This is a genomic window from Rhodococcus ruber (assembly GCF_027270735.1).
Lineage (GTDB): Bacteria > Actinomycetota > Actinomycetes > Mycobacteriales > Mycobacteriaceae > Rhodococcoides > Rhodococcoides rubrum_A.
Window position 1 is genome coordinate 20,700 of the sequence record NZ_JAPWIJ010000021.1, and the last position, 12,342, is coordinate 33,041.

The 12,342-nt window shown below is 64.3% G+C and carries 11 protein-coding genes; 6 read left to right on the top strand and 5 right to left on the bottom strand.

Annotation, left to right across the window (positions count from 1 at the left end):
* Window positions 1-23: 23 nt before the first annotated feature.
* Genes O4220_RS27360 through O4220_RS27370 form a run of 3 tightly spaced genes read right to left on the bottom strand, consistent with a single transcriptional unit; the run spans window position 24 to window position 3,416 of the window.
* Window positions 24-899 (bottom strand): pseudouridine synthase, encoded by an 876-nt coding sequence (locus O4220_RS27360; protein ID WP_269608703.1) that lies wholly within the window; start codon window positions 897-899, stop codon window positions 24-26.
* Between the two features lie 3 nt (window positions 900-902).
* On the bottom strand, window positions 903-1,745 hold the full coding sequence (locus O4220_RS27365; protein WP_269608693.1) for a rhodanese-related sulfurtransferase: 843 nt from the start codon (window positions 1,743-1,745) through the stop codon (window positions 903-905).
* A gap of 18 nt (window positions 1,746-1,763) precedes the next feature.
* Window positions 1,764-3,416: an alkaline phosphatase D family protein gene (locus O4220_RS27370; protein WP_420030476.1), complete on the bottom strand. Its 1,653-nt coding sequence runs from the start codon at window positions 3,414-3,416 to the stop codon at window positions 1,764-1,766.
* A gap of 127 nt (window positions 3,417-3,543) precedes the next feature.
* Between O4220_RS27370 and O4220_RS27375 the strand changes: the two genes are divergently transcribed.
* Window positions 3,544-5,016, top strand: coding sequence for a cryptochrome/photolyase family protein (locus O4220_RS27375; RefSeq protein ID WP_269608695.1), 1,473 nt, complete (start codon window positions 3,544-3,546; stop codon window positions 5,014-5,016).
* A gap of 450 nt (window positions 5,017-5,466) precedes the next feature.
* Entirely contained in the window at window positions 5,467-6,846 is a 1,380-nt protein-coding gene (locus O4220_RS27380) for an HNH endonuclease signature motif containing protein (protein WP_269608696.1), read from the top strand.
* A gap of 175 nt (window positions 6,847-7,021) precedes the next feature.
* Here O4220_RS27380 and O4220_RS27385 read toward each other — a convergent pair whose 3' ends face one another.
* The gene (locus O4220_RS27385) at window positions 7,022-8,068 is read right to left on the bottom strand and encodes an iron-siderophore ABC transporter substrate-binding protein (RefSeq protein WP_269608697.1); all 1,047 of its coding nucleotides are present in this window, start codon (window positions 8,066-8,068) and stop codon (window positions 7,022-7,024) included.
* Between the two features lie 102 nt (window positions 8,069-8,170).
* On the opposite strand from O4220_RS27385, the gene O4220_RS27390 reads away from it, so the two are divergent.
* Both O4220_RS27390 and O4220_RS27395 read left to right on the top strand, forming a co-directional pair.
* Window positions 8,171-8,995, top strand: a complete 825-nt coding sequence (locus tag O4220_RS27390) for an SDR family NAD(P)-dependent oxidoreductase (protein ID WP_269608698.1) — start codon at window positions 8,171-8,173, stop codon at window positions 8,993-8,995.
* Window positions 8,992-9,486, top strand: coding sequence for an SRPBCC family protein (locus O4220_RS27395; protein ID WP_269608699.1), 495 nt, complete (start codon window positions 8,992-8,994; stop codon window positions 9,484-9,486). Before O4220_RS27390 ends, O4220_RS27395 begins: the two co-directional genes overlap by 4 nt.
* Before the next feature lie 3 nt (window positions 9,487-9,489).
* Here O4220_RS27395 and O4220_RS27400 read toward each other — a convergent pair whose 3' ends face one another.
* The gene (locus O4220_RS27400) at window positions 9,490-9,999 is read right to left on the bottom strand and encodes a mycothiol transferase (RefSeq protein ID WP_269608700.1); all 510 of its coding nucleotides are present in this window, start codon (window positions 9,997-9,999) and stop codon (window positions 9,490-9,492) included.
* 100 nt (window positions 10,000-10,099) lie between these two features.
* Here O4220_RS27400 and O4220_RS27405 point away from each other — a divergent pair, with 100 nt between their 5' ends.
* Window positions 10,100-11,134 carry an NADPH:quinone reductase gene (locus tag O4220_RS27405; RefSeq protein ID WP_269608701.1) on the top strand — a complete coding sequence of 345 codons (1,035 nt, stop codon included), beginning with the start codon at window positions 10,100-10,102 and terminating at the stop codon, window positions 11,132-11,134.
* 308 nt (window positions 11,135-11,442) lie between these two features.
* Window positions 11,443-12,312, top strand: coding sequence for an alpha/beta fold hydrolase (locus O4220_RS27410; RefSeq protein WP_269608702.1), 870 nt, complete (start codon window positions 11,443-11,445; stop codon window positions 12,310-12,312).
* The last annotated feature ends 30 nt before the right edge of the window (window positions 12,313-12,342 follow it).

Consider the following 12,342-nt stretch of genomic DNA (forward strand, 5'->3'; position numbering starts at 1 on the left):
TCCGAACGAACGATGCCGGGCCGTCAGAGCTCGAGGGTTCGGGCGCTGACGAAGCGCCTGGGCTCACCGGTGAGGGGATCCGTGAAGTTCAGAGCCCGGGCGAGGAGCTGCAACGGCCGGGTGAAGTCATCGGCCGGAACCGAGGTGAACACCGGATAGTAGGGGTCGTTCTCGATCGGAATTCCCAACGAGGACAGGTGAATCCGTAGTTGATGGGTCTTACCCGTCTTGGGAAACAGTCGATAGAGGGCACGATCTCCGAATGTGTCGACCAGTTCGATACGCGTCTCACTGTTCGGCTCACCCGGCTCCTCGTACGCCGTCATCACCCCGTGCTCCTTCAAGATTCTGCTGCGCACGACGCGGGGAAACTGCAGTGCCGCATCGAATCCCGCGACGGCCCCGTATTCCTTGGCGACGTTCCGCGTCGAGAAGAGTTCCTGATACGGCCGTCGGGCATGCTTGGTCTTGGTGAAGAGCAGCACCCCAGCGGTGGCGCGATCGAGTCGGTGCGCGGGTGTGAGATCGGGGCAGTCGAACTGCTTGCGTAGTCGCACGGTCGCGGTTTCGGTGACGTGCCGACCACGCGGGATGGTGGCGAGGAAGTGCGGCTTGTCGACCACCAGCAGGTCATCGTCCTCGTGCAGGATACCGATCTCGAACGGCACCGGAACTTCCTGCGCTGGAACGCGATAGAAGTACACCTGACTGCCTGCGCGGTACCGCGTATCGATGGAAATGGGCCTGCTCTTCTCGTCGACCACTTCGGCGTCGCGCATGGCCCGCCGCCAGTCGTCCTGGGGCATCTCACGTTCCAGATACTCCGCGATCGTGGTAGCCGGATCACCATGCGGTAGAAGCAGTCTCATAGGTGCGAGACCGTCCCGAAAGGGCAGCATCACTCAGGCGCAATCGAGACAGATCAACCGCAGACCACGGCCGGCATCACCGTCGAAGTCCTGGTACCGCGACGTCGGATTGCCGCAGGAACTGCACCGACCGATGACGGCGGTGTGGTCGGAGAAGTTCTGTGCCATCCGCTTGTCGAAGACGAACAGCGAGCCCTCCCAGAGCGCGTCGTCGCCGAAAGTCTCTGCGTATCGGACGATTCCGCCGTCGAGCTGATAGACCTCCTCGAAACCACGGGCCACCATCAGCGAGGACAGCACCTCGCACCGCACTCCCCCGGTGCAATACGTGACCACCGGGGACTTCTTCAGATGGTCGTAGGCACCGGAATCGAGTTGGGAAACGAAATCTCGGGTCGTATCGACGTCGGGGACCACAGCATTCTTGAACTTGCCGATCTGCGCCTCGAAGACGTTGCGACCATCGAAGAAGACGACGTCGTCGCCGCGGGAATCGACGAGCTCGTGCACCTGCTCCGGGCTCAGATGAGTGCCACCGCCGACCACTCCGTCGGCGTCGACCTTCAGTTCCCCGGGGGCTCCGAACGTGACGATCTCGTCCCGGACTCGAACGGACAGCCGCGGGAAGTCGTTGCCGAGGCCGTCGGACCACTTGATGTCGGCCGACTTGAAGGCCGGGTAGCTGCGGGTACCCCGGACGTATCTCTTGACGTCGTCGACGTCGCCGCCCACCGTCGCGTTGATGCCGTGTTCGGAGATGAGGATGCGTCCGGTCAGGTTGTTGGACGCGGCCAGCGTCTGTTGCCACAGCCGGATCGCCTCGGGATCGGGCAATGGAGTGAACACGTAGAACAGGACGATTTTCGGTACAGCCACGCCGTCCAGTATGGCGGGTCAGCCCAGTGGTGGTGCCGCCGCCCGAAGCCGCTGGGTGCCGGAGTCGACGGTGAAGCCCGCTCCCCAGTACACGCCCGTCTGCGGATCCTCTTTGGCGGTGAGGAACCAGTGGTCCATCCGAGCCGCTGTCTTGGTGACCTCGAAGACGCCGAAACCGTGGCTGTCGAGGTCGACGAACTTCACGTGGTGGTTGAGCGCCTTGAACGCTTCCTCGGCGACCCGGCCCAGCGTGTGCGGCGGGGTGTGCGTCAGATCGTCGATGTTGGCCGAGCTCACCGAGGTGACGACCAGCTCGGTGGCAGCAGGCTCGGTGGTGGCGTAGTGCGCCGCGTCGAGAGGCACTTCGCAGGCCCAGGCCGAGTGGATGTCGCCGGTGATGAAGACGGTGTTGTCGACGCCTGCGTCCACGATGGCACCGAGCAGCTTGCGGCGGTCGGCGGTGTAGCCGTCCCATGGATCGGCGTTGTAGGGCAGACCGCCCTCGGGAATGCCGAGCAGGGAGGTGACGGCCCTGGCCGCATCTCGATCGAGCGGTGGGATGAGAGTGGGCGTGATCATCACCGGATTGCCGACGATCTTCCACTGCGTCGGCGACGAGACGATGCCGTCCGTGAGCCACTGCATCTGCTCAGCACCGGTGATGGTCCTATTGGGCGAATCGACCTCGGGACCGTTGAACGGCAACACCTGCTGCGAGCGGTAGGTCCGCAGGTCCAGCATCGAGAGCTCGAGCAGGTTGCCGAACCGGAGCCTGCGGTACAGGTGACGGTTGGTCGCGGTTCCTGCGGCGCGCACCGGCATCCACTCGTAGTAGGCCTGCTCCGAATTGGCCTTGCGCGTGTACCAATCGCCCTCGGTGGCCGGAGTGTGGTTCTCGGCGCCGCCGTCGTACGCGTCGTTGGCCGACTCGTGGTCGTCCCACGTGCAGATCCACGGAACGTCGACGTGGGCGGCCTGCAGATCCAGGTCGGACTTGTACTGACCGTGGCGCTGACGGTAATCGGCGAGCGTGACGATCTCGTGCGTGGGCGAATGCTGCCGAACGACGCCGTCGCGCCCCGGGAAGCCGCCCGTCTCGTACTCGTAGATGTAGTCGCCGAGGTGCACGATGGCGTCCAGGTCCGTCCTGGCGGCCAAATGCCGGTAGGCCCCGAAGTAGCCCGACTCCCAGTTGGAGCACGAGACGACGCCGAAGCGCATCGCGTCGATGTCGGCATCGTTGGCCGGAGCGGTGTGCGTGGTGCCGACGGCCGATGCCGCGTCGCTCGTCCGGAAGTCGTAGAAGTACGTGGTGTCTGCGCTGAGGCCGTCGACGTCGACCTTGACGGTGTGATCGGTATCGGGGCCGGTCGAGACGGTGCCGGAGGAGACGACGTCGCCCATGTCCGGACTACGGGAAATGCGCCACGTCACCGATACCTGCGGTCCGACGCCCGAGCCCGGGGTGGCGTCGGGCGTGGGGGTGATGCGGGTCCAGAGAACGATCGCGTCGGGCAACGGATCTCCCGACGCCACCCCGTGCAGGAAGCCTCGATCGCTGCCCTGCGCGTGTGCGGTCGCGGGCAATGTCGTGGCGACTCCGGCCACTGCGACGGCCACCGATGACGAGCGAAGAAACGTCCTTCTGGAAAGCGCAGACTCAGCGTGCATCGGGTCAGTCCATGCGATGGACGGTCGGCGGTCAAGTAAGGCGCGCCTGGGTCGGCCATAGTGTTCACCGGCCGGCCATGCGCCGGACGCTGGTTTGCCTTCGTCGCTCCGGGAGAACACTCCGAGAATGGACGCTCTGTGGTTGTTCGGTGATCAGCTCGGCCCGCACTTCCACTCGGTGGACGAGCATGCCGAGCGAGACGTGCTGATGATCGAGTCGCGGCGCGTATTTCGACGCAGGCGATACCACCGACAGAAGCTCCATCTCGTGTTGTCGGGAATGCGTCATCTGGCCGAGGAGATGAGTGATCGCGTCACCTATCTGCAGACCGAGACGTACCGCGAAGGGTTGGCCGAGTACGGCAAGCCCGTGGTGGTGTTCGAGCCCACCTCACACGCGGCGGAGAAGTTCGTCGCCGCCTTGCACGAGGAGGGCCTGGTGTCGGAGATTCTGCCGACGCCGATGTTCGCGCTCCCCCGGGCAGAGTTCGCCGATTGGGCGGCCGAGCGCGGCACCTTCCGGATGGAGACGTTCTACCGCGAGCAGCGCAAGAAGTTCGGTGTACTGATGGACGGTTCCGACCCGGTATCGGGAAAGTGGAACCTCGATGCAGAGAACCAATCGCCACCTCCGAAGGGACGTCTGACCCTGGGTGTGGAGGAACCGTGGTGGCCGACCGAGGATGCCGTCGACGACAAGGTGCGAGCCGACCTCGACGACTGGGACCTCGACACAGTCGGAGTCGACGGGCCACGAGTGTTCGCAGTAACTGCCTCTGAGGCCTCGGAAGCGTTGTCGCACTTCATCAATTACCGTTTGGACGACTTCGGCAAATACGAGGACGCGGTGATGGCCGACGACTGGACGATGTCGCACTCGCTGTTGTCGGTCCCGCTCAACCTCGGTCTGCTGCAGCCATTGGACGTGGCGCACGCCGCCGAGAACGCCCATCGCGACGGCACCCCGCTCGCGAGCGTGGAGGGTTTCGTTCGGCAGATTCTCGGCTGGCGCGAATACGTGTGGCATCTGTACTGGCATATGGGGCCGGAGTACCTCGAGCGCAACAAGCTCGAAGCCCATGAGCCACTGCCGGATTGGCTACTCGAGTTGGACGGCGACGCCGTGGTGGCGAAGTGCCTGTCGTCGACAGTGGACGGTGTGCGCGACCGCGGCTGGGTGCACCACATTCCGCGGTTGATGATCCTGGGAAACTTTGCGCTGCAACATGCCTGGGACCCGCGGGCGTTGACCGACTGGTTCGCAACGGCTTTCGTCGACGGGTTCGCCTGGGTGATGCCGGTGAACGTGATCGGCATGAGTCAGCACGCGGACGGCGGAGTGATCGCCACCAAGCCCTACGCCTCGGGCGGGGCGTACCTGAACCGCATGACCGATTACTGCAAGCCGTGCGAATTCAACCCGAAAAAGCGACTGGGCGACGACGCCTGCCCCTTCACCGCCGGCTACTGGGCCTTCGTGCACCGGCACCGCGAGATGTTGGCACTCAATCACCGCACGGCGAGGCAGGTGTCGTCGATGAACCGATTGAGCGACCTCGAGCAGGTGCTGGAACAGGAACGTCAGCGCGAGGTGTACTGACGCGCCGGATTCTCGAACCCCGAGAGTCTCCATTCGTGAGGAGGCCCGCCAGGGGTGAGTGCAGTCTTGCCCTGTCCAGAGTTCGTAGGCATCAACTGCGCGACGCGCACCACGCCGGCCGGGACGCCGCAATGAGGCCACTCCACTTTCAAGCTTCCTGCGGCAGCCGCCCACTGACCTCAGCCCAAACGTGTCCAAAGGACGCCCCGAATCATCAGATAGGCAGCTGAATTGGCAGATCAATGGCGCGGAGATTAGGCGTCGCAGACGACGAACCGTCATTTTGAAAGCAAATTGCTGAACAATGGCCGTCTCATGTGATCTTTGGGTGCCATCGAGCATCTACCACAGGCCACCGACAGGTCTCGATTCGCGAATCCTTATGCAGGGCAATAGTTTTCGATTCGACTATCATTGACAGTCGAATGCATGTTCGATACACTTCACTCCATGACCACCGCGATCTGGCAACTGAGCGAGGCAGAACTCCTCGCCGACGCCACCGCGGTCTCCCACCAAATCCAACTCCTCGAAGCCCGCCGGATCGCGCTCGTCGCCGACATCGACACCCGCGTGAGCCGCGAGAAACTCGGCTTCCCCGGCCCAGCAGGGTGGCTGACCTCCACCACACTGCTCTCCCCGGGCAAAGCCACCAAGATCGTCGCCCTCGCCCGCGGACTGAAGAACTTCCCCGACATCGCCGACGCCGTCAACACCGGCAGCATCTCCGTCGACCACGCCGCCCTGATCCTCACCTTCGCCGAAACACCACCGAAGAACCTCCCCCCGGAAGGCCAGGACGTCGCCAGAGCAGCATTGCTGACCGCCGCCACCGGACCCGACGCCCGCACCGGCCCACTGCGCGCAGCGATCACCCGCCTCCACGACACCTACGGCGGCAAGACACCACCTGCCGAAGACACCGACCGCAACGAACTCTTCGCCTCCACCACCCTCAACGGACGTCTGGTGGCGAAGATGGATTTCGATGCGATCACCGGCGAAAAGCTGCTCACCGCCCTCTCACCGTTGACCGAACCCCGCCCCGCCGCCGACGGCACCCAAGACGAACGCAGCCCCGCCCGACGCCGAGCCGACGCCTTCGGACACATCCTCGACCGCTACCTCGCCTCCAGCAACCGACCCACCGAAGGCGGAGAAAAACCGCACGTCAACCTGCACATCACCCTGCGTGATCTCACCGACCTCCGCAACACTGCAGCAGGCGCAGGCGCAGGTGACAAATGCAGTGGCAGTGGCAGTGGCGAGAACACCGTCACCGCAACCGAATCCGATAGCGCAAGCAGCAGCACCAGCGGCGGTGGTGCCGATGGTTGTGACAGTGGACCGGTCTCTGATCGTCGCGCGTATCGGGACCTGTTCGGTGACGGCACCACCGTCGGGTGGCTGCCGTGGATGGGGCCACTCTCCCGCGAGACGTCCCGGCAGCTGGCCTGCGATTGTCTTCTCACCGCCATCGTCATGGATGAGAACGGTTCCCCGATCAACCTCGCCCGCACCGCCCGCACCGTCACCGCGAAACAGAAACGCGCCCTCACCGCCCGTGACCACGGCTGCGCCTTCCCCGGCTGCGGGAAACCCGCAGCCTGGACCGAAGGCCACCACATCTGGCATTGGGGTGATGGTGGCCCCACCGACATGAACAACCTCGTCCTCCTGTGCGGATTCCACCACCGACTCATCCACCACAGTGACTGGGAAGTGTTCATCGGCACCGATCAACACCCCTGGTTCATCCCGCCGGCAACCGTCGACCCCTACCGACAACCCAGACAATCCCACGCCCGCGCAGGCCCCCACATCGCCTGACCCACGCAAACGCACCAGCCCCACACAAACACACCAGCCCCGCACCGAGAACACGGTGCGGGGCTGGAAGAGATTGTCGAGCTGGATGTTTCGATCAGACACCCTGCGGTTGTACGCGACCTGCGTGAAGCCGATCCTGCTCGTCTCCGCTCCGATCGATCGGCCGACCGGTGACCTAGTTCGCGTCGAGCTTCGCGACAGCCTCATCGATCATCGGCACATATCGCTCGAGTGCCCACGGCACAGTCAGCGGATTGATGATGGACGACCCTGTGACGAACGACTGATCAGTCGGCGCAACGACCGAACCGCGGGACACGGCCGGGATCTGCTTGTATGCAGGCTGATTCTCGGTGTCGGTGCGGTTCTGCGGATCCGAGTAGAACGTGAAGATCAGGTCCGAGTCGTCCAACAGATTCGCGTTCTCCAACCCGATGACCGACGAGTCGGTGCCCTCGGTCTCGTCGAGCGTGTTCACCACCGGATCGACCTGCAACCCGAGACCGCGAACCATCGCGACGCGCTGTTCGTCGGCGAGAAACACGCCGAGCGTGCCGGGGCCGGTGTTGTAGATGTACGAAAAGCTCACGTCCGCGTACTCGGGGTGCTGGGCGGCGGCGTCCGCGAAGCGGCTCTCGATCTTGTCGATCTCCTCCGCAGCCTTCTCCTCCTCACCCATGGCCTTGCCGATCACGGTGATCTGGTCTTCCCAGGTAGTTGTCCACGGCTGCTCCTCGTACGCAACCACCGGGGCGAAGGCACTGAGCTTGTCGAACTGATCCTGCGTGATCCCGGACCACGGTGCCAGGATCAGGTCCGGTTCGAGCGCCGCGACGGCCTCGATGTTCAATTCGGTACCGCCCGTGAACTGCTGGGGAAGTTCGGCCCCCAATTCGGTCACCGCGTCGTGAACCCACGGCAGATACCCGGTGTCGTCGGCACCCCACGAATACTCTTCGACGCCGACGGGGACGGTGCCCAGCGCGATCGCCGTCTCGGCCGAGCCCTGGCCGAGAGTCACAATGCGCTCCGGCTTCTCGGTGATGACCGCCTGCCCCAGCGCGGAGTCGATGGTGACAGCCGCGAAGTCACTTCCCGCCTGCGGCTCCTCGGCGGTATCGGTACTCGAACATGCGCCGACCACAAGGGCCGACACCGTGAGCGCGGACAGCAGGGTTGCGCGGCGCGTAGTCCGTCGACCGGTCGGTGAAGCAGAAAACATGGTTACCTTTCGACAAGCAAAGGGACGTTAAAGTAACCCTAGGCTAACCTCTCATTCAGGTTCAAATGCGCTGCACAACACGCGTTCGCTACGGTGGGACGCATGAGCCTTCCTCGTCCCGCACCCGACCGGACTGCCGTCGTGACTGGAGCGTCCTCCGGCATCGGGGCCGCCATCGCTCGCCAACTCGCCTCCCGAGGCCACGGTGTCACCCTCGTCGCCCGACGCGCCGACAAGCTCGAAGAGTTGGCACAGGAGATCCGAGCACAAGGCGTCCGTGCCGAGGTGCTGGCCGCTGACCTCTCCGACCGCACTGCGCGCGCCGAACTGCTCGGCCGCATCACCGATCTCGGCCTGATCCCCGACATTCTGATCAACAACGCCGGACTCTCCACCCTCGGACCCGTCGCAGAATCGGATCCGGATGCGGAAATGAACATGATCGAGGTCGACGTGGTCGCCGTCGCGGATCTGTGCACCCGGTTCCTCCCCGGCATGACCGAACGCCGACGCGGCGCGCTGCTCAACGTCGCATCGACCGCCGCGTTCCAGCCCCTGCCCGGCCAAGCCGGATACGGCGCATGCAAGGCGTTTGTTCTCTCTTACACCCAGTCATTGACCGGCGAACTGCGCGGAACCGGAGTAACCGCCACCGCGCTGTGCCCCGGACCGGTGCAGACCGGATTCGGTGAGGCGGCCGGCTTCGCGAAAGACGATGCAGAGAAGGCACTTCCATCGATCATGTGGGTGTCGGCAGAAGCAGTGGCCAAGACTGCCGTCGACGACATGACCAAGGGACGCATGGTCTCGATCCCCGGGCCGGCCAACCGCATCGGATCGATCTTCGCTCAGATCACTCCGCGAACCCTGTTGGTGCCCATGCTCACTCGTATCCATCCCGGCCTGAAGAACGGTGCGCCTTCATGAAACGCGAACTCGCGGTCTCCGACAGCATCGTCGTGGACGCCGACGCCGACACTCTCTACGCTGCGATCAGCGACCCCACCAAGATGGGGCAGTGGAGCCCCGAAAATACCGGCGCGACGGTCCACGAACCTCGCGAGAGTGCTTACGTAGGAATGGTGTTCGACGGAACCAACAAGCGCGGCCGGGCGAAGTGGATCACTCGCTGTACCGTCACGGCGGCGGACCCGGGCAAGACCTTCGAGTTCCGCGTCCACGCGATCGGCAAGAGCACTCCGAAGATCAAGGGCGCGAACGCAACTTGGCGATACGACTTCGAGCAGGTCGCTGGCGGCACGAAAGTCACCGAGACCTGGACCGACGACCGAACGAAATGGCCCGACGCCCTGGCACTCGTGTTCGACAAAATCGTCACCAGCGGCAAGACGTTCCCGCAGTTCCAGCGTCGCAACATTCGAAAGACGCTGGAGAACCTGCAGAGGCGTTACGCCTGACGACTAGGCCTGCCGGGTGTAGAGGCCGAGAACGTACGAGGCCTGCCCGGCATGCTGAAGGTCGTCGGAGACCACGGACACCAGGCGCGCACCCAACGTGACGGGCGGGTCCCAGTTCTCGTCGACGATCCGGTCCAAATCGTCGGTCGAGATACTGCTCAGGTAAGCAACGGTTTTCGAGTGCACGGAGTCGTGGTATTCACGCAGCAACTCGGCGCTCGAGGTGACCTGAGCGACGTCGGAGGACGATTGGCCGTACCCGATGTCGGACTTGTCGAACGGCAATCCGAAACGCTCGAACCACGAGTCCGACGTCCAGACCTGTTCGCTCCCGGCCACACCCGCGATGTGGTCGTCCTGTACCCGCGTCAGGTGCCACAGCAACCACGCGATGCTGTTGGCGTCGGCGTCGGGCCGATAGGCCAACGCCGCAGCAGGGATGTCGTCCAACACCGAGTGAACGAGTTCCTTGATCCGGCCGAACGCGTCGGTGAGTAGGTCGTTGTGATTCATGAAAGATCCATCTCTTCTCTGACAGCACTGATGACCACTCATGCATACCCCGATGGGGCCGCAGGGAACATCGGGGTGGGCCGAGCGCGTTGGACCGGATATGACTGCTCCAGCAATTGTGTACACCCGCACCGGCGATTCGTCCGTCCTCGAGCTGAAGGATCGCGAGGTGACCGAGCCCGCCGCAGGCGAAGTCCGCGTCCGCATCGTGGTCTCGGGCGTCAATCCGACGGACTGGAAGAACCGAACCGGCTCCGGCCCGGGTGAGAAGCTGGCATTCGACGAGGTGGTACCGAACCAGGACGGTGCCGGAGTGGTGGACGCGGTCGGCCCCGATGTCGACGGCGTCTCCGTTGGAGATCGTGTCTGGGTGTACCTGGCCCAGCACCAGCGTCCCACTGGAACGGCACAGTCGTTTGCAATCCTGCCCGCTTCCCGGGTGGTGCCTCTGCCCGACGGCGTCGGATTCGACGTGGGCGCAAGCCTCGGAGTGCCCGCGATGACGGCGCACCGCGCACTGACCGTCTCCGAAGACGGACCCATCCGGCTGCACCCGGGCGCGCTGGACGGCAAGTCGGTACTAGTCGCAGGTGGTGCCGGTGCCGTCGGCCATGCCGCGATCCAGTTGGCCCGTTGGGCGGGCGCGACCGTGGTGACTACGGTCAGCGGGCCGGAGAAGGGCGCACTGGCGACCGCCGCGGGCGCGCACCACGTGGTGAACTACAAGGCCGGCGACGCCGCCGCTGAAATCCGCGAGTTGGTCCCCGTCGGAATCGATCTCGTCGTCGAGGTCGCTCCCGCACAGAACGCCGCGCTCAACGCTGCTGTGGGAGCGAACCGCGCATCGGTGGCCGTCTACGCCAACAACGGTGGCGACACCGTGACCCTCGACGTTCGGCCGAACATGGTGCTCAACACCCGCTACCAGTTCGTACTCCTCTACACCGTCGGTGACGAGGCTCTGCGGAACGCCGAGGCGGACGTCAGCGCGGCGGCAGCAGCAGGTGTGCTCGAGGTGGGCGAAGCCACCGGCCTACCGCTGCACCGCTACTCGTTGGGTGAGACCGCCGCCGCACACGACGCTGTCGAAAACGGAACTGTCGGCAAGGTGTTGATCGACGTCTCCAGCGAGTAACTCAGGTGATGACCGGCAACGTGGAACATGGAGGTTGATTCGATTGCCGGTCATTCTCCACGAACAGTGCGTCCGCCCAGAGCCTGTCGGCGATTCGACCGTTGCGCGTGGTGCCAGCGATGTGGTCGGTCCCCGCCGCACCCGTCCCCGCCCAAGCGATCGAGTTCCGCGGTGAGCGCGCGTAGTCGGTGCACGGTAGATGGAGCATTGTGCAGTTCCTCGTCCACGGATTCAGCCTTCTGGAGAGTGTTGCCCAGAACTATCACGATGATCTAATATCTCGATTGTCGAGATATTAGGGAGGTTCCGTGAGTCGGTTCAGCGATAGCACCGCAGCTGACGGATTCTTTTCGGCCTACGACCGCGTGCTGGCGAAGTGGCCGCCGCCCATCGACACAATCGACAGTGAATCCGACTACGGCACAACCCGAGTCAACGCCTGCGGACCCATCGACGGACCTCCGGTGGTGCTTCTGCCCGGTGGCGGAGCAACATCGACCGTCTGGTTCGACAACGTCGCGACCCTCGCCCGGGGCAACCGGGTCTTCGCAATCGACCCGATGGGCGACCCCGGACGAAGCATCGTCGGTCCGAAACCGATCCGCACAGTCGACGACCTGATGTCCTGGCTCGATCAAGTTCTCGACACCCTCGAGGTCACGCGAACGTCGGTGGTCGGACATGGATACGGGGCAACGGTGGCGCTCGCGTACGCGTTGCACCGGCCGGAGCGCGTCGGCACCCTCGTCCTGCTGGATCCCCCTTCGTGTTTCGCCGGCATGCGCCTGGCGTACCTACTGCACGCGGTGCCGATTCTGGTGCGCCCGACTCGCGCGCGAATGCATTCGCTTATCCAGTGGGAAACACACAAAGCGCCGCTCGACGCCGACTGGCTCGATCTCACCGAGCGAGGCGCCGACTTCCCGTCGTCGAAACCAGTGGTTCCCCGCCGCCCCAAGGCAGATCGATGGGCGACGCTGTCCGCGGACGTCACCGTCGTCTTTGCCGGTGACAGTAAGGTGCACAACAGTTCTCGTGCTGCCGACGCTGTCGAGAAGGTTCTCCCGAACGCACACACCGTCGTCCTGACCGGCTGCAGCCACCACATGTTGCCGATGCTGCCGGCCAGGGAACTCGATGCCGTGCTGCTGAGCGCCCTAGACATCCCAGGTCCGTAACTTGTCAAGCTGCGGCGGGTTGTGGCGCTG